Source organism: Ruegeria sp. AM7, from assembly GCF_056535965.1.
In genome coordinates this window covers 173,982-191,290 of sequence record NZ_JBQFJE010000003.1, presented here as the reverse complement: position 1 = coordinate 191,290, position 17,309 = coordinate 173,982, and the positions used below count along the sequence as shown (strand labels likewise).

General features: G+C 57.5%; 20 protein-coding genes and 1 tRNA gene. 4 read left to right on the top strand and 17 right to left on the bottom strand.

Features of this window, described 5'->3' with window-relative positions:
* Positions 1-8: 8 nt before the first annotated feature.
* The 9 genes from ACR3EG_RS04630 to iolG all read right to left on the bottom strand — a co-directional run bounded on the left by ACR3EG_RS04630 (position 9) and on the right by iolG (position 9,703).
* A complete protein-coding gene (locus tag ACR3EG_RS04630) occupies positions 9-767 on the bottom strand; it encodes an SDR family NAD(P)-dependent oxidoreductase (RefSeq protein ID WP_480483290.1) in 759 nt (252 codons plus the stop codon).
* Positions 764-1,570 carry a 5-deoxy-glucuronate isomerase gene (iolB, locus tag ACR3EG_RS04625; RefSeq protein WP_480483288.1) on the bottom strand — a complete coding sequence of 269 codons (807 nt, stop codon included), beginning with the start codon at positions 1,568-1,570 and terminating at the stop codon, positions 764-766. The genes ACR3EG_RS04630 and iolB overlap by 4 nt, the downstream gene beginning before the upstream one ends.
* Positions 1,555-2,799, bottom strand: a complete 1,245-nt coding sequence (locus tag ACR3EG_RS04620; protein ID WP_480483286.1) for a phytanoyl-CoA dioxygenase family protein — start codon at positions 2,797-2,799, stop codon at positions 1,555-1,557. The genes iolB and ACR3EG_RS04620 overlap by 16 nt, the downstream gene beginning before the upstream one ends.
* Before the next feature lie 47 nt (positions 2,800-2,846).
* Positions 2,847-3,746, bottom strand: coding sequence for a myo-inosose-2 dehydratase (iolE, locus tag ACR3EG_RS04615; protein WP_480483284.1), 900 nt, complete (start codon positions 3,744-3,746; stop codon positions 2,847-2,849).
* Positions 3,743-5,575: a 3D-(3,5/4)-trihydroxycyclohexane-1,2-dione acylhydrolase (decyclizing) gene (gene iolD, locus ACR3EG_RS04610; protein WP_480483282.1), complete on the bottom strand. Its 1,833-nt coding sequence runs from the start codon at positions 5,573-5,575 to the stop codon at positions 3,743-3,745. Before iolD ends, iolE begins: the two co-directional genes overlap by 4 nt.
* A gap of 71 nt (positions 5,576-5,646) precedes the next feature.
* On the bottom strand, positions 5,647-6,468 hold the full coding sequence (locus ACR3EG_RS04605) for an ATP-binding cassette domain-containing protein (RefSeq protein ID WP_209195248.1): 822 nt from the start codon (positions 6,466-6,468) through the stop codon (positions 5,647-5,649).
* Between the two features lies 1 nt (position 6,469).
* Positions 6,470-7,576: an ABC transporter permease gene (locus ACR3EG_RS04600; RefSeq protein WP_480483280.1), complete on the bottom strand. Its 1,107-nt coding sequence runs from the start codon at positions 7,574-7,576 to the stop codon at positions 6,470-6,472.
* Positions 7,577-7,644: 68 nt separating this feature from the next.
* Positions 7,645-8,565, bottom strand: a complete 921-nt coding sequence (locus ACR3EG_RS04595; RefSeq protein WP_480483278.1) for a sugar ABC transporter substrate-binding protein — start codon at positions 8,563-8,565, stop codon at positions 7,645-7,647.
* A 124-nt stretch (positions 8,566-8,689) separates the two neighbouring features.
* Positions 8,690-9,703: an inositol 2-dehydrogenase gene (gene iolG / locus ACR3EG_RS04590; protein ID WP_480483276.1), complete on the bottom strand. Its 1,014-nt coding sequence runs from the start codon at positions 9,701-9,703 to the stop codon at positions 8,690-8,692.
* A 340-nt stretch (positions 9,704-10,043) separates the two neighbouring features.
* Here iolG and ACR3EG_RS04585 point away from each other — a divergent pair, with 340 nt between their 5' ends.
* Positions 10,044-10,205 (top strand): hypothetical protein, encoded by a 162-nt coding sequence (locus tag ACR3EG_RS04585; protein WP_480483274.1) that lies wholly within the window; start codon positions 10,044-10,046, stop codon positions 10,203-10,205.
* Positions 10,206-10,295: 90 nt separating this feature from the next.
* On the opposite strand, the gene ACR3EG_RS04580 is transcribed toward ACR3EG_RS04585, so the two are convergent.
* The 3 genes from ACR3EG_RS04580 to ACR3EG_RS04570 form a co-directional block, all read right to left on the bottom strand.
* A tRNA-Arg gene (locus tag ACR3EG_RS04580) sits at positions 10,296-10,372 on the bottom strand.
* 75 nt (positions 10,373-10,447) lie between these two features.
* A complete protein-coding gene (locus ACR3EG_RS04575; protein WP_480483272.1) occupies positions 10,448-10,924 on the bottom strand; it encodes a GNAT family N-acetyltransferase in 477 nt (158 codons plus the stop codon).
* Entirely contained in the window at positions 10,925-11,236 is a 312-nt protein-coding gene (locus ACR3EG_RS04570; protein WP_170353429.1) for an ETC complex I subunit, read from the bottom strand. It lies immediately after the preceding gene.
* Positions 11,237-11,389: 153 nt separating this feature from the next.
* Between ACR3EG_RS04570 and uvrB the strand changes: the two genes are divergently transcribed.
* On the top strand, positions 11,390-13,576 hold the full coding sequence (gene uvrB, locus ACR3EG_RS04565; RefSeq protein WP_480483270.1) for an excinuclease ABC subunit UvrB: 2,187 nt from the start codon (positions 11,390-11,392) through the stop codon (positions 13,574-13,576).
* 4 nt (positions 13,577-13,580) lie between these two features.
* On the opposite strand, the gene ACR3EG_RS04560 is transcribed toward uvrB, so the two are convergent.
* Positions 13,581-14,105, bottom strand: coding sequence for a uracil-DNA glycosylase family protein (locus ACR3EG_RS04560; protein ID WP_480483268.1), 525 nt, complete (start codon positions 14,103-14,105; stop codon positions 13,581-13,583).
* 140 nt (positions 14,106-14,245) lie between these two features.
* Positions 14,246-14,536: an antibiotic biosynthesis monooxygenase family protein gene (locus tag ACR3EG_RS04555; RefSeq protein WP_170353432.1), complete on the bottom strand. Its 291-nt coding sequence runs from the start codon at positions 14,534-14,536 to the stop codon at positions 14,246-14,248.
* A gap of 223 nt (positions 14,537-14,759) precedes the next feature.
* Here ACR3EG_RS04555 and ACR3EG_RS04550 point away from each other — a divergent pair, with 223 nt between their 5' ends.
* Positions 14,760-15,461 (top strand): ORF6N domain-containing protein, encoded by a 702-nt coding sequence (locus tag ACR3EG_RS04550; RefSeq protein WP_480483266.1) that lies wholly within the window; start codon positions 14,760-14,762, stop codon positions 15,459-15,461.
* Here the strand turns inward: ACR3EG_RS04550 and ACR3EG_RS04545 are convergent.
* Positions 15,458-15,811, bottom strand: a complete 354-nt coding sequence (locus tag ACR3EG_RS04545; RefSeq protein WP_480483264.1) for an MmcQ/YjbR family DNA-binding protein — start codon at positions 15,809-15,811, stop codon at positions 15,458-15,460. The two genes, ACR3EG_RS04550 and ACR3EG_RS04545, sit on opposite strands and share 4 nt — an antisense overlap.
* A 7-nt stretch (positions 15,812-15,818) precedes the next feature.
* Positions 15,819-16,226, bottom strand: coding sequence for an excalibur calcium-binding domain-containing protein (locus ACR3EG_RS04540; protein ID WP_480483263.1), 408 nt, complete (start codon positions 16,224-16,226; stop codon positions 15,819-15,821).
* A gap of 141 nt (positions 16,227-16,367) precedes the next feature.
* Between ACR3EG_RS04540 and ACR3EG_RS04535 the strand changes: the two genes are divergently transcribed.
* On the top strand, positions 16,368-16,871 hold the full coding sequence (locus ACR3EG_RS04535) for a HugZ family pyridoxamine 5'-phosphate oxidase (protein ID WP_170353436.1): 504 nt from the start codon (positions 16,368-16,370) through the stop codon (positions 16,869-16,871).
* Here the strand turns inward: ACR3EG_RS04535 and ACR3EG_RS04530 are convergent.
* On the bottom strand, positions 16,856-17,263 hold the full coding sequence (locus ACR3EG_RS04530; RefSeq protein WP_170751677.1) for a universal stress protein: 408 nt from the start codon (positions 17,261-17,263) through the stop codon (positions 16,856-16,858). The two genes, ACR3EG_RS04535 and ACR3EG_RS04530, sit on opposite strands and share 16 nt — an antisense overlap.
* Between the last annotated feature and the right edge of the window lie 46 nt (positions 17,264-17,309).

Genomic DNA, 17,309 nt, shown 5'->3' with positions numbered 1-17,309 from the left:
GAGCGGGGTCAGATCGAGCCACCCTCGACCATGAAATTCCCGGCACTGCACATGGCCGCATCGTCCGAGGCCAGAAAAACCACCATCCGCGCCACATAGACCGGGTCGATCGGGTCAGGCAAACACTGGCGGTCGACCTGTTTGGCCAGCGCCTCGGGCGTGACCCACAGGTCCTTTTGGCGCTCGGTCATGATCCAGCCGGGAACGACGGTATTGACGCGGATGCGGTGATCGCCCAATTCGCGCGCCATTGTGCGGGTCAGGCCATGCACGGCGGATTTCGCCGTGGCATAGGCCGGGAACCCTGCGCCACATTCCCACCAGGAATTCGACCCCAGATTGATGATCGAGCCGCCGCCCGCTGCAATCATACCGGGCGCAACAGCCTGAATGGCAAAGAACATGTGGCGGATATTCGTCGCCATACGTTCATCCCAATATTCCGGAGTGACTTCGCGCCAGTCGTGGCGATCATCATGGGCCGCATTGTTGACCAGAACGTGCGCCGGGCCCAGTTCTTCGGATAGTTGTTCTAGTGCGTCGCGCAGCGCGTCAATGTCGCGCAGATCGCACTGCGCGAATGCGTGCTCGCCTTCCAACTCGGCCAGCAGTGCGTGCCCGGCATCAGCGTTGATATCCAGAAACCCGACTTTCGCGCCTTGCTGGGCAAACGCTCGGACGGTCCGCGCTCCGATACCGCCGGCGCCGCCAGTAATTACGACGGTTTTGCCTTTCAAACTGGGGTAATTCGCAAATTCTTGGGTCAACTGTCTCGCTCCATGATCCACTCGACCTCGGGGGCCGGGACAAACCGCCACTTGCGCAGAGGGCCTGCCATGACGTTCAGATAATACATCTCAAACCCATAGGGGGCGCCGCAAGGGTGGTGGCCCCGCGGTACGGTCACAACGTCGCCATCGGATACAGCCATCGTCTCGTCCAACTGGCCGTCATCGGTATAGACGCGCTGAATGCCGAACCCGTTGGCGGGGTTCAGTCGGTGATAATAAGTCTCTTCCAAATAGGTGATCCGGGGATAATCATCCTCGTCATGGCGATGGCTTGGATAGGATGACCAGTTGCCGTTGGGCGTAAAGACCTCGGTAACCAGAAGGCTGTCGGCATAGTCTTCGTTTTCCATCGCGATATTGTTGATATAGCGCGTGTTGGTGCCCTTGCCCCGTTCGGTCAGAGTAATGCCGTCCGGCCCGATACGACGCGCTTGATGTCCGCCTTGACCAGGGGCCGTGCATACCGCGATGATGCAATCAGTCTCCGCAACCGCCTGCCAGTCGGTCCCGTTGGGCAGGTACAGGCAATGCGGCGGCGTCCTTTCGAACACATCCATCCGGTCGCCCAGCACGCCCCAATCCTGCCCCGCCCCGGTGATCTGCGCCTTACCTTCGACCATGACCAGGATGACCTCGCGATCACCGGTCACCTCGGCAGCTGTGTCGCCCGCGCGCAGATGGTACAGGCCAAACCCGACATAGCGCCAACCGGCACTGGCCGGGGTGATATCGTGCACCTTACCGCGCGTGCCGAAGGGTTTTTTCAAAAGGTCTGCCATCTCGTGTTCTCCGTGTTGGGCGGGCATGGTCGCCCGCCCGATATTGCCTTATGCTGCCTGTCGGGTTTCCAGCGCTGCAAGCGTCTGTGCCAGCTGTTCTTCTGTCCACCCTCGGATACCGCGCTGCGCAGGATATCGGCTTGACTGGCAGGGGCGTTCCCGCCGACCGGAGGGTCCGTGTCCAGATTGGTTGGAAATGGATACCCCTCGGCAGTTGCCGCAATGGCCGCGTCCAGCTCTGACCCCGACAGATCACCACGCTGCTTCAACGCCACCAGCGCCGGGAACGCCCTCAGCGACATGGCACGTCGATCTATGGCCTCCATCGCGCGCCCAAAGGCTGAAGAGACCTGAAGCAGGTTTGCCATCCTGTTGATATCCGCGCTGCGATTCTCGCCCGCCGCGTGAAACAGCGCCGGGTTGAAGAAAACAGCATCGCCTTTATCCAGTGGCAGTTGGATATAGTTGGCTTCGAAGTGGTCGCGATGCGCCTCATCGTGGAACGCCAGATAGCCCGGTGCATAAAGCTGCGAAAACGGCAACAGCTTGGTCGGGCCACTTTCCACCGGCATATCGCAATGAGCCACCGCGCCCTGCAAGGTCAGAGTCGCTGTCACCAGATGCGCGTGAACGGGATACCGCGCAGTACTATCCGCGCTTTGAAACCCCAGATGATAGTCCCGATGCGCTTGCTGCGCCTTGCCACCGGGGCGGACCTGATTGACCTGTGCAGTCATCTGATAGTTCGGACCCAGCCAGGCCTCACACGCGGCCGCAATCGAGGTGTTGCCGAAGTAAAGCGCAAAACCTTCGGGATCCTTCATGCATTGCTTTTGCAGCGCATTCCACACCCGGTCATTGGCACCCGAGGCCGCAAAGTGATCGCCTTCGCCTGCCCCACCTTCGCGCTCTGCGTCGATGATCTGCTGAAACACTGCGGTGGCACGGTCGACCACGGTGGTATCCGCATAAGCGCCTTTCAGCGCGATCACTCCGGCCGAGCTGTTCAACACCTGCCCCCATTCCGCCAGCAGAGCTTGACGCTGTGCGCCATCCTCTAGCGCAGGCCGCAGGGCATTCATGTCATAAACGGGTACGTTCTTTTCAATGCCCGCCGCATGGGGCACCGCTGACGCCTGTAAGGCCTGAGAGGTCAACACCTTGAATTCATCCAGATCACAGGATTCCCGGTCAAAATATCCGACATATCCAAGTTCTTGGTGCACCATGATTTTCTCCTTTCTCATGGCTTCGGTGTTGCCCATCGGGCGGTGAGTTATGCAGTGATCGTCAGCCCAGCCTCCCCGCAGACTTCGACAATGTGCTCGTAACCATTCTTCGAATATTCGTAAGGTGGCGCTTTGGCGGGATCCTGTTCGGCCTCAACCACGATCCAGCCGCTGTAATCCATCGTCTTCAGCGCGTTTGCGACGGCCTGAAAGTCGATGCAGCCATCTCCCGGCACGGTGAAGGCGCCAGCAATGACGGCATCCAGAAAGCTGCGATTGTTCTCGCGCGTATCCTGTACGACCTGCGGGCGGATATCCTTGAAATGCACGTGATGCACACGGTCACCCCAGCGGTTCAGAGTGGCCAGCACATCGCCGCCCCCAAACAGCAGGTGGCCGGTGTCAAAGCACAGCTTCACCTCGGGGCCCGACCCCTCCATCAGCCAGTTCACGTCGTCTTCGCTTTCGATGATCGTACCCATGTGATGGTGATAGGCCATGGGCATACCGTGATCCGCCATCCACTTGGCCAATTCGGTGATCTTGGCCGCATAGGCCAGAACTTCATCCTTCGACAGTTTCGGGCGGTCGTTCACCGGCGTTCCGATCTGACCCTGAACGGTGTTCGAGCATTCGGCGTATACGATACAGGGGCTGTTCAGCGCCACGAATTGTTCGACCTGTTCGCGCACAGCCTTGCGTTCGGTGGCAAAATCATTCACCAGCGACGCGCCCGAGCACCAGCCACCGCAAAGCGCAATGTCATTCGCCTCAAGATAGGCGCGCAGACCTTCGGTATCGCCGGGCATCCGCTGGCCGCGCTCAACGCCGGTATAGCCGATCTCACGCGACTCTTTCAGCGCCTGCTCCATGGTGTAGGCAGCGGTCAGATCCGGCAGATCATCATTCTGCCACGCGATCGGAGATATTCCGATTTTCACGCTCATTTGGTGTTTCTTTCCTTGATCGCCAGCTCATAAGCCGCGCGTTTTTCGTTCACTTCGGGGCGGATGCTGACCTCGGGCACCGCCACCTCCCACCACGTGCCGCCATATTCGGTCGAGGGGTAAGGATCGGTATCGATGACAACCACATACGGCCCCTTGATATCGGCGCGCTTGGCAAGCGCGTCCTCGAGCTCGGCAATCGAGCCGACCTTGACCGAGGTCGCCCCCATCGCAGCCGCATGGGCGGCAAAGTCGATATTGGACGGGTTCTCATGCACCGCATGGTCCAACAGGTTGTTAAACTCGGCCCCGCCGGTGCCCATCTGCAAACGGTTGATGCAACCAAAGCCACGGTTGTCGGTGATCACCACGGTAAACGAGACACCCATCATCGCGGCCGAGGCCATCTCGGAATTGGCCATCATATAGGTGCCGTCGCCGGTAAAGCAGATCACGTCGCGCTCGGGCTCGGCCATCTTGATGCCCATGGCGCCCGCGATCTCGTACCCCATGCAGCTAAAGCCGTATTCCATGTGATATGCGCCAGGGCGCGGGGCTTTCCACAGTTTGTGCAGTTCACCCGGCATGGTCCCAGCCGCACACATCACCACCGTATCGTTATGCGAGGTGCGCTGAACTGCGCCCACCACCTGCATATCCGTCGGCAGTGCGTTCCCGTCGCCGGGCGCGTCCGTCAGCTTATCGACCTTACCATACCAATCCGCCTTGAGCGTGTCCGAAACCGGATCGGCGCGATAGCCTTGAAGGGCAGCGCCCAACTCCTCCAAACCCACGCGCGCGTCCGATTGCAGCGGCATCGCGCCGTGTTTCTCAGCGTCATAAGCGTTGGTGTTCAGGCACACCATCTCGCGGTCCGAGTTCGAGAACAAACCCCATGACCCAGTTGTGAAATCCTGCAGCCGCGTCCCTACTGCCAAAACCAGATCAGCTTCGGCGCAGACATCATTGGCCGGTTCACCTCCGGTCACGCCAACGGGGCCCAGGTTCAACGGATGGTCCCAGGCCAACGCGGACTTGCCGGCCTGTGTTTCGGTGACGGGGATGTTGTGCATTTCCGCAAAGCTTTGCAACGCTTCCGTCGCATCCGAATAGTGCACCCCGCCGCCTGCGATGATCACCGGCCGTTTGGCCGCCTTGAGCGCCGCCACTGCGCGGCCCAGCTCACCTTCATCCGGGCGGATGCGGCGCTGATACCAGACGCGGGGCTCAAAGAAGCTCTCGGGATAGTCATAGGCTTCAGCCTGCACGTCCTGACAGAAGGACAACGTGACCGGCCCGCAATCGGCGGGGTCCGTCATGGTGCGGAAGGCGCGCGGCAGAGCGGTCAGCAGATGTTCAGGTCGCGTGATGCGGTCGAAATAACGGCTGACCGGGCGGAAGCAGTCATTGGCGCTGACCGTGCCGTCGCTGAAGTTCTCGGGCTGTTGCAGAACCGGGTCAGGACCGCGCGTCGCAAACACGTCGCCGGGCAACAGCAAGACCGGCAGGCGGTTCACATAGGCCAACGCGGCTGCCGTCACCATATTCGTGGCCCCCGGCCCGATCGAGGACGTCACTGCCATCGTCTGCGTCCGGCGCTTTTGCTTGGCATAGGCAATCGCGCAATGGGCCATGGTCTGCTCGTTATGGCCGCGATAGGTGGGCAGGCTGTCTTTCACTGCATGCAGCGCCTCGCCCAGTCCGGCCACATTCCCATGGCCGAAGATGGCCCAGACGCCTGCGATAAACGGCTCTCCGGCCTCGTTCATCTGCGCACCCAGATAGCGCACCAAAGCTTGCGCTGCGGTCAATCGGACTGTGTTGCCCATTGTGATCCCTTTTCAACACAAGGCCATCCCGGCCATTCCTGCAATTTCGATAAGTCCTGACGGGCTGGACGTTACACCGTTCCGCCCAAAGAGCCTTCGAGTTCGGCCATTTCCTGACCGCCCGCCATCAGATCCTGCAACTCTTCGGGCGTAATCTCGCCCCGTCGCGCAGTCCCCAATGTCTTGCCGCGATTGAGCACGGTAAACCGGTCACCCACGGCCAGCGCGTGACGCACGTTGTGGCTGATGAATACAACACCCACGCCCTGACTGCGCACCCGGTCAATCGTTGCCAACACGTTCGAGGTCTGGCGAACACCCAAGGCCGATGTAGGCTCGTCCAGGATCAGAATCTTCGCCCCGAAATAGACGGCCCGCGCAATCGCGACGGTCTGACGTTCACCGCCGGACAAGGTGCCCACAGCCTGATCAGGACCGCGCAGGTTGATGCCCATTTTGCGCATCTCTTCCATGCAAACGTCGTTCGCCTGCTCGACATCAAACCGTTTGAGCAAACCTTTCCCCTTGGTCGGCTCGCGGCCCATGAAGAAATTGCGGGTCACGCTCATCAACGGGATCATCGCCAGATCCTGAAAGACGGTTGCGATCCCTGCCTCCATCGCATCGCGGGGCGTGTCGAAATGCAGTGGTTTGCCTTCGAAATAGATCTCGCCTTTGGTCGGCTTGTGCACACCGGACATGGTTTTAATGAAGGTCGATTTGCCGGCTCCGTTATCGCCCAGCAAACAGTGGCATTCGCCCGGCTTCACATCAAAGCTGACGCCCGCCAGCGCGATGATATTGCCGAAATGCTTTTCGATATCCTTCATCTCGACAATGGGTGCACTGTCCGTTGCGGAATCTCCGTGGTGGAACTTGGTATCTTCGGTCATATCAGCGCTCTCCTGTCACGCGTTTGCGGATCGCGTTGTTGAACAGAACGGCGATCAGCAACATCGCACCCAGGAAGACCTGAAACCAGTCCTGATCAAAATCAGTGTAGGTCAGGCCGATGACCACCATGCCAAAGATGATCGCACCAAAGAAGGCGCCGATGGCGGAACCGTAGCCGCCAGTCAGAAGACAACCGCCAATCACCGCAGCGATAATTGCCTCGAACTCTTTCTGGAACCCCCGGCGCGCATCGGTCGAACCCGCATCCATCACCGTGATGATCGCGACCAGTGCGGCACAACAAGCCGTCAGCATAAATAGAGAAACCTTGACGCGGTTCACTGGAACACCCGAATTCGACGCAGCGGTTTTGTCTCCGCCCGATGCAAAAATCCAATTCCCGGCCGGTGTACGCAACAACACATAGGTCGCGGCCAAGGCCAGCACGATGAACCACAAAATCTCGACCGGAATACCGGGCACCTTGGGCGCGCCGCTTTTGAACGTATCGATCATTCCGTTGGCCGCCAACCACGAGAACAGGCCAGCGAACGCCTCGCCCGAGAAAAACGGAGCAAGCCAGTCATTTTCAGTCGCATCCCGAACGCCACGCAGCTGCGTCGACCCACCGGTCGCCATTTTCAATCCGACCAGCGACAAGCCCCTCAGAATGAACAAAAATGCGAGCGTCACGATGAATGAGGGCAGCCCCGAGCGGATCACGATATTGCCGTTGATCGCGCCGACGAATGCCGCAAACACAAAGGTCATCGGGATGGCAAACATCAGCGGCAGCTGCCACGTGACAACACAGACACCAAAGAACAGACCGGCAAACGCCACCATCGAACCAATCGACAGGTCGAATTCCCCCCCGATCATCAGCAGCGCGGCCCCAATCGCCAGGATGCCAAGCTGTGCGGCAGGGGTCATGAAATTCATCACTCCGGCCAGGGTAAACATGGACGCGTCGGCGGTGAGGCCAAAGAAGATGACCACCAATACGACACCGGCCATCGCACCCAATTCTGGTCTTTTCATCAATTTTGTCAGGAACGGTTCTTTTTTCACCCGTTCGTCTGCGGCAACTGGCGCTGTCTCGCTCATGGTTCCCTCCCACTTCGATTGAAACGGCGCAACAAGGCGCCGTTTCGGTTTTCACTGTCCCTTTTGGTTTAGCGAATGCCCTGCGACGACAAGTCGATGACCTGTGCTGCTTTTTCCGTTGTCACAAGGTTCGGGCCTGACGGAACATTGCCACCCGGCATCAGGCCATACTTGGCGTGCAGCCCCATGAAGTTCACTGCCAGATACCCCTGCAGATACTGTTGCTGGTCGATGGCAAACGCAGCATCGCCATCCGCAATCGACTGCAAGAAGTTTGCCGACAGGTCGAACGACGCCACGTTCACGTCGCGCCCCGACGCCTTGACCGCTGCAACTGTCGGCTCACCAGCCGAGCTGGCACCCAGCGCCATGACTGTGTCGACATCTTCGTTCGCAGCCAGTGCAGCAGATACTTTGGATTCGATCTCGGACGGATCGTTCGAGGTCGGCAGTACTTCAACACTACCCCCAAACCCTTCGGCAAAACCCGCACAGCGTAGATCCAGCGCAACGTTGCCTACCTCGTGGTTTACGCAAATTGCATTGCTGCCTCCCATCGAGGCTAGCTTTTCGCCCGCTGCCTTACCCGCGTCGAATTCATCCTGACCTACGTGCAACAAGGCACCAAGCTCTTTGGACACATCGGAACCCGAGTTGATCGAGATCACCGGGATACCGGCCGCGACAGCCCGCTCGATTGACGGCCCCAGCGCATCCGCATCGGGGATCGAGACGATCAGCCCGTCAGGCTCTTGGTTCACAGCGGCGTCGATCAACTGCGACATGGCCACCATGTCAAAGGTTTCAGGCGCGCGATATTCGACGTTGACGCCGACGTCCTTGCCTGCCTGCTCGACCCCGTTTTTCACAACGTTCCAGAACGCATCATTCGCCTGCCCGTGGGACACGACCACGATTTCCTGCGCAAATGCAGGCGTGGCCAGTGCCAACGCACCTGCGGCTACTACGCCTTTAACGAACTTATTCATTTGGTTTCCTCCCATTAGAACAGTTTGTCTTTTTTGTCGGGGCGTCAGCCCCAATCATTCGGACGGACCGAATCTCCTGTGCTCCGGAAACACGCGGAGCTTTCCCCAGTTTCCGGAATTCGATTCATTTTGCAACCGGTTTCAAAACATCAGCCAAAGCCACTGACTGACCAGACCGCAGTGATCGGGTCGCGGCCTCGGCCATGGCTAGGGCGGCCACTCCGTCTGCAAGAGTGACCGGCATAGGTGAAGAGTGTTGCGCTGCCCTCACAAACGCATCCCATTCTGCGCGGTACGCTGGCATATAACGCTCAAGGAAAAAATACGTTGGCTTGGCACCTGTGACGCCTTGAGCCGTGGATTTTACCACAGCGTTTTCCAATACGTTGTTGGCTTGCAGCAATCCGCCGGACCCCAACAACTCGATCCGCTGATCATAACCATAGACCGCACGCCGTGAATTCTTGATAACCGCGATCTGACCGCTGCTGTAAGTCATTGTTACAACAGCCGTATCCACGTCACCTGCTTGTCCGATTTCGGGATCGACAATCGCGCTGCCAATGGCGGAAATCTGTTCCGGCAACTGCCCCATCAAATAGTTCGCCATATCAAAATCGTGTATCATCATGTCGCGGAACAGGCCGCCAGACACTTTGACATAGCTGATCGGAGGAGGCGCCGGATCGAAGCTAGTAATAGATAGCATCTCGGGCTTTCCGATCTCCCCCTGATCAGCCGCAGCTTTAAGGGCCGAAAAGCTGGGATCGAACCGACGATTAAACCCGATCATCACGGGTTGAACTGTCTCAGCAACCGCCATTTGACAGGCTTGAGCACGCTCTAGGTCCAAATCCACGGGCTTTTCGCACAGAACAGCCTTTCCCGCGCTGGTTGCGGCTTGGATCAAATCGGAATGCGTGTCGGTTGGCGTAGCGATAAGGACCGCATCTATCGAGGAATCAGCGATAATTTCTTCAGAACTGGCCGCCTTGGCGCCGTATTGGGTCGCCAAAGTATCCGCCGCCTCGGTCACTGCGTCAGAGATTGCCACCAACTCGGACTGGGGATGCCCGGCGATTGCATCTGCATGCACACGCCCGATACGCCCTGCTCCCAGTAATCCGATCTTTAGCATGGGGGCCTCCCGAATCCTCTTCTCAGCGTAACAATGTTCATTTTTGCAACCGGTTGCAATGTTTTTTCTCGCGGTCGGGGCATCCGTATTGCAAGTCACAAGCTCTACTCAGACTCGATTGCAGATCGAAGATCGAATGATACCTTCACGATTTCAAACGTTTCGAAGTCAGAAACCTTTCTGAAACCTGGGTGATTCTGGTGGCGCACATTCACACTCCCAAAAACATGGGTGGTGTAAGGCCTTAATTTTCAGACACTTACGTGTCACTCACCTGAGACGAAGAATTTTTACAAAATTTATGTCATAATGACCCATTGTTTTGTGGGGTGCTGTCAAAATGTTTGATTATGGAATTACATCGAAATTCAGTTTGGGTGGGTTCAATTTCGGAGAATTCGGCGTATCAACCTGGATCGGTCAAATCGTCGGGAACCCGGTTTTCCTGATCATCGCAGTGGTTGGATTGTATTTTCTGGCTCGGCTGGTTTTCGCCAAATAGGCAAAACCATCGCGACAATGTTGCTAACTCCCCTTGGCTGGTCGCCAAGGGTTCGGTCTTTTTTAGTCAAAACTCAGCCGTCAGATGAAGTGGCGCCCACGGGAGGACTCGAACCCCCAACAGCCCGATTAGAAGTCGGATATTCTATCCAGTTGAATTACGTGGGCGCAAGTTCGCTTTTATTGGACAACGCCAACCGATAAGTCAACGCGGTAATTGCGACCCTGACGCGCGGCCGAGTTTCAAGCCTTTGGGTTAAGGTCCAATCGCATGAACGCGCTATTTGGGTCTGCCTCATATCCGTAAATCGGTCCGCAATATGCGTAGCCCAGAGCTTCATAGAGCTTACGTGCGGCGTCATATTCCCCAAGATGCGCCGCTCCGGTTTCAAGAACCAATGCCGAAACGCCCTCGGCCCGCGCCAAAGCTGCCAAGTGGTTCATTATCTCGCGCGCCAGCCCTTTCCCCCGTTCAGATGATAGAACATGTACGGACTTCACCTCGGCGGTGCCGTCCGGCAGTGTTTTCAGCGCGCCACAACCGACAGGCCTGCTGTCGTTGTACACAGCCCAAAACCGCATGTCCGGCCCGGCCAGCCCCTGCGCATCCATAGTATGATTGCTTTCAGCCGGTCCTGCCGTTTCACTATGTGCAAAGTGAGCCTGCACCAGTTGCCGCACACCATCCGATGAAGGATCAGCCTGCCGAATGTGGATCATTCAGTGCGTCCAGGGCGCGCGTCGGTCGGTGGCGAAATTCTCACCATATCCACGGGCGCGCAAATTTGGTTTGCGCTTATGCGGCTCGCTGACAATGGCTTCGATACCGTTGTCTTTAGCGTAATCCAGCGCCTCTTCCTTGGTATCGAATTTCAGGCGCACCTGTGTCTGCGTATCGGACGACGACGTCCAACCCATCAGCGGATCAACCTCGCGCGAAGACGCAGGGGCATATTCCAGAACCCACTTGCGGGTCTTGGCCATTCCCGAAGTCATGGCATTCCTTGCAGGTTGGTAAATCCGTGCGCGCATGTCGCCTCTCCGTACTCGCTTGGCTAGGGGTGTTTATGCGTCAGACGCGCCGCCCGGACAAGCCCGCAATTGTCGCAATTGAAGCGATTGGAAATGCCCCCTTGAACAAGAACAAAAACAGACCAAAATCAGGCCCGAAAGGAATCCCCCCTCATGGCCTATGCACATTCCGACAAGACGCAACTGACCTCTGAAGATGTCCGCGCCCGCCTGAAGCTGGAAGGCGGCAAGGCGTTTGTCATGCACACTGATTTTGCGCCCGCAGGGGATCAGCCCACCGCCATCACGGAGCTGGCGGGCGGCGTTCGCGATGGCGAGCGCGATCAGGTTCTGCTGGGCGCGACGGGCACAGGCAAGACTTTCACAATGGCCAAGGTGATTGAGGAAACCCAGCGCCCCGCCATCATCCTTGCGCCCAACAAGACGTTGGCCGCGCAGCTCTATGGTGAGTTCAAAGGCTTCTTCCCCGAAAACTCGGTGGAATATTTCGTCAGCTACTACGACTATTACCAGCCCGAGGCCTATGTGCCGCGCAGCGACACCTACATAGAAAAAGAATCCCAGATCAACGAACAGATCGACCGGATGCGCCACTCGGCCACGCGGGCGCTGCTGGAACGCGATGACGTGATCATCGTGGCCTCAGTTTCGTGCATCTACGGTATTGGCTCGGTCGAGACCTATGGGGCGATGACCCAAGACCTGAAAGTCGGCAGCGAATATGACCAGCGGCAGGTGATGGCTGATCTGGTGGCTCAGCAATACCGGCGTAACGATCAGGCGTTTCAGCGCGGGTCGTTCCGTGTGCGCGGTGACAGCCTCGAAATCTGGCCCGCCCACCTTGAAGACCGTGCGTGGAAGCTGTCCTTCTTCGGCGAAGAACTGGAACAGATCACCGAATTCGACCCGCTGACCGGCGAGCGCACCGCGACGATGGAGCAGGTGCGGGTCTATGCGAACTCCCACTACGTGACGCCGAAACCGACGATGCAGCAGGCGATCATCGGGATCAAAAAGGAACTGCGCATTCGGTTGGATCAACTGGTTGGCGAAGGCAAATTGTTGGAAGCGCAACGTCTTGAACAGCGCACCAATTTCGATCTGGAAATGCTGGAGGCCACCGGCGTCTGCAACGGGATCGAGAACTACTCGCGCTATCTGACCGGCCGCGCGCCGGGCGAACCGCCCCCGACCCTGTTCGAGTTCATCCCGGACAACGCCATCGTCTTCGCTGATGAATCCCACGTCTCGGTCCCGCAGATCGGCGGCATGTACCGGGGCGACTATCGGCGCAAATTCACGCTGGCCGAACACGGCTTCCGACTGCCGTCCTGCATGGACAACCGCCCGTTGAAGTTCGAGGAATGGGACGCCATGCGCCCGCAATCCGTCTTTGTCTCGGCCACCCCTGCGAAGTGGGAGATCGAACAGACCGGCGGCGTCTTCACTGAACAGGTGATCCGCCCCACTGGCCTGCTGGACCCCGAGGTCGAAATCCGCCCGGTCAGCATGCAGGTCGACGACCTGCTGGACGAGGTGCGCAAGGTCGCAGCCGATGGATATCGCACGCTGGTCACGACGCTGACCAAACGCATGGCCGAGGACCTGACCGAATACATGCACGAACAGGGCATCAAGGTGCGCTACATGCACTCGGATATCGACACGATCGAGCGGATCGAAATCCTGCGCGATCTTCGGTTAGGGGCCTTCGACGTCCTGATCGGCATCAACCTGCTGCGTGAGGGGCTCGACATTCCCGAATGCGGGCTGGTCGCCATTCTGGACGCGGACAAAGAGGGCTTTCTGCGGTCCGAGACCTCTCTGGTCCAGACCATCGGCCGCGCCGCGCGCAACGCTGATGGCCGCGTGATCATGTATGCCGACAAGATCACGGGCTCCATGGAGCGCGCGCTGAGCGAGACCAACCGCCGCCGCGCCAAACAGATCGCCTATAACGAGGAGCACGGCATCACGCCCGAGACGGTGAAGAAGAATGTCGAGGACGTTCTGGCCGGGCTTTATGAGGGCGACGTCGACATGAACCGCGTCACCGCCACCATCGACAAACCGATGCACGGCGCGAACCTTGAGGCGCATCTGGACGGGTTGCGCGAACAGATGCGCAAAGCCGCCGAGAATCTGGAATTTGAAGAGGCCGCCCACATCCGGGATGAGATCAAACGTCTGGAAGCGGTCGATCTGGCCGTCGCCGACGACCCCATGGCGCGGCAATGGGCGGTCGAGAAGGCCTCGGAAGACGCAGTGAAAGCGCGCGGGCGGTCAACGGCTGGCAGGCCGGGTCAGCGGGGTGGGAATGTGAAGAGGCGGAAGAGGTAGAAGATTATTTCTTTTCGCCAAGAAGCGTTTTCAACTCAAGCATTTTCACTTCGACTTCACTGCGTTTAGCAAAAGGCCCAGGCATTTTGTATGTATCGAAGCCCTCTGCATTTAGTAATTTTTCTGACAGTTTAGCAGCTTCAGAAAAGACGAAGATAATTAACGGGCGATCGGGTAGCTTGCTTAGTTTTTCAACGAAACTCACCGCAGCCCGTTTCTTTTCGTTTCTACTCAGTTGATGAGAGCGGGCCGTCGGAACTCTAGAAATGTCGGAAAAGCCAAAGCCATTGCTCCAAGCGTGTGAATCTTCTCTTGAATTAGGAAGATCGAGAACAATCTCAAATTCGCGTATCCGTGACCAAAATCGCTTCCCGAGTTTTCCTTGGTAATAATGTCCTTCTGCGACCGAAACAGGCGAAGGATTGATACCAACAAATATTGCTTTCAGCCCCGGCGAAACGTACTCTTTTAGTGTGAGAATTGACTCATTCCCGATTTGAATCGTTTCAACATTCATAAACGTTTTCATTGTCATCACCGCGTCAATCTACAGCACCAATAGTATGGGTTTCCAACCCATCACCCCGAGGCCATCCAACCCCATGATGGGGTAAAACCCCATCCTACATCGCCCCAAAAAACAAGGGCGGGAAAATCCCGCCCCGCCGTTCACCCCTTATCCCAATGGGCAATCACATCATACCCAACTGGTGAGGGAGGGCCTTCCATAAATTCAGCAAAATGCCCCCAGAGCTCGGCCACTTTCGAGGCGTTCGCGTTCGATGTTTCCTCACTCTCGACCACCGAGATCACATAGCCTGAACCGTCTTCATTCATGACATTAGTAAAGCTGTGCATGCCGGGCATGCCCATAATTTCGGATTTCAGTGCATTCATCTTCTCAGTTGCGGCGTCACGGGTGCCGGGCTTCATTTTAAATTGAGTAATTCGCGCAAACATCATTTTCCTCCCTCATGGGACGAGATTGCGCTGTGCTGGGTTTGTGCAACCTCGCCAAGAACATATTAGCACGCCGCTAAATAATCTCATATTGAGAGTTTGATATTCGAGGTAATTTCAACTTTAAGCCTCAGCAATTTGCGGCAGCTGACACTTCACAGTTGCAGCCCAGCGCTCTCTGCTTCACGTTTGAAATCACAAATTGTGATTCCAGACGGTTGCCATGACGAACACCCTGCCCTCCACGCATGACGTCCAAAGCGCCATTCACCGGGTGCGCGGCACTCGCGTGGTGCTGGCCGAGGATCTGGCACAGTTCTATGGAAAATCCGTCAGCGCCTTCAATCAGGCCGTGTCGCGCAACAAGGGCCTGTTCGAGGGCTACCGCTTTCAACTGACCGATGCCGAAGTCGCCGATTTGCAATCACGGAATGTGATTTCAAAACCCAAGGGGCGCGGTGGGCGGCGGGTCAACCCTTGGGTCTACACGGATTACGGCGTGGCCATCGCCTCGGCCCTGTTCAAGGACTCGCGTGCGATCAGGATCACGCGGATGATTACCGAAGCCTTTGTCGACGGCGCGAATGCTTTGGCCGAAACTCCGCGCAGCGTGCCGGAAGTCCTGCCGCCCGAGGACACCCCCGCCCCGCTGCTGCCCAATGGTGAGCAGTTGCGCGATCTGGCCGAAAACATCCTCGATTCCGGACAGCAGAGCCTTGTGGACTACATCGCCAACCCAACCACCAAGCGCCAGCAGGCCGTGGCGGCGATCATGAAAACCCTGGCTGAGACCGCAGGTGAAGAGGTCCGCACCCAACAGGAACGCCTGCGCCTGCGCATTGCCGAGCGTCTGGCTACCGGTGACTATGCCGATGATGATGACCGCAAACAGTTGCTGGAATTGCTGCAGGCGATGAAGGGTTAAACCCCCAGCTCTGCCCGCAACTTTTTGGTCAGCTTCGCAACGACCAGATCATAAGAGGTCACGATATGTTTTCGCAGCGACGCGTCACTCATCCCGCGTTCCTCGTGTACCTGCAGCCATTTCATTCCGCGCGAAGCCAGATAGGGCGCTGGGCGGATACCGGGCTCGTCGCTCAGAACCTCAAAGGCGAGATCGGTGGCTTTGAAGGTGAAAGCATCCTGGCCATTGTTCCAGCCGCAGATCGCAAACACCTTGCCGCCCACTTTCCAAACATCCGCATCACCCCATTGCACCACATGGGTGGTCGCTTTGAGAGTGTCGCAGAAACTGTTGAACTCGTCGCGGGTCATGCAGGGATCAGGGGCGCAGGAATTTGGCGTTACCGACCTGTTTCTCCGCTTGCAAAGGCGTCTCTACCGCGCCTTGTCGGCCAGAGTCGCATGCGATTCCATCTGCATCCGGGTCATTGCGCAAATGATAGCCAGGCTGCCCTTCGTAATACGGACCGGGCAGGATTTTTTGCGCCGCGTGGCACCCTCCAACAAGCGCCGCAAGGTGAAACACGGCCTCTTCCCGTTCAAAATCCGATGTGCGTATGAACACGCTCAGCGCAATCGCCGCAGTTGTGACCGGAAGCATCAGAATCATCAGCAAAATCCGAACCGGTGACAGCGCCCTTTTACGGGTCACTTCCGCACGCCGCTGGCGTTCTGGGCAGGTCGGGTCGGTAAAGACCGGACGCAGGGAGGATTCTCGGGTCGTCATACGGTCTAAGTATACACGGTTTGCGGCAATTCCGAGCCCCCTGAGTCCGAACACGTGTGATTAAGTTTTGGTGATCGGAACTGTCGCGAACCGAGACATCAAAGGTTAAAGTAATTTGGACCAGAGCAGGCGGTGCACAGAATGACAGAAACGAACCCTTTTCGAGCCGTAGATGATTACGCCCGGAAACTGGCCTACGACCTTATTGCGTCGGCGACCTTCGGGGCGTTGGCGGTAAACCGCCCGGATACAGGGTTGCCATCTGTCTCTCGGATCGCGCTGGCCATGGCACCAGATGGGTTGCCCATGACGCTGATCTCTGCGTTAGCTGATCATACGCGCGCCCTGACCGCATATCCAAACTGCGCCATTTTAGTTGGTGAACCCGGCGACACCGGCGATCCGCTGACCCATCCGCGTCTGACCCTGCATGCGCAAGCCGGATTTGTCGTGCCCGGTACACCTGAACACTTTGACCTACGTGACAGCTACCTAAGCCAACGCCCAAAAGCCAAGCTGTATGTCGATTTTTCGGATTTCAGATTTGTCCGCTTTGCAGTCACTGATGCGCTGTTGAATGGCGGTTTTGGCAAGGCATGGCGCCTTGCCCCTGAAGATATTCGAGCCGATCAACGCACAACATGAACCGCACACGCCGCGTGCCGCACAACGTGGTTCGCCGTAGAGCCCAACAGCAAGTCCTGCATTCCTGGGCGGTGCGATGCCATAATGATCAAGTCAGGTTTATGCTCACTGGCCCAATCCAGGATAGTACGGCCTGAATGCCCCTCGATCACGATACCCTTTGCATTGGGCAATTTGGCGGCAAGGCTGTCCAACTCGGCCTGAAGCGCTTTGCGCGCCTCGGTCAGATACTCGGGTGGCATGTACGAGATGGCATAGTTGGGGATATGTTCAACCACGTGAAGTAGAGTGACCTGAGCATCTGGCGTTGCCAAAACCTCTGCCAGTTTCAAAGGGCCGGAAATATCCCGTTCTGCATCAAAGGAAATCGGGACCAAAATATTGTGATACATGACGCGTACCTCCGTTTCATTCATCGGAAATTTGCATCAATACCAA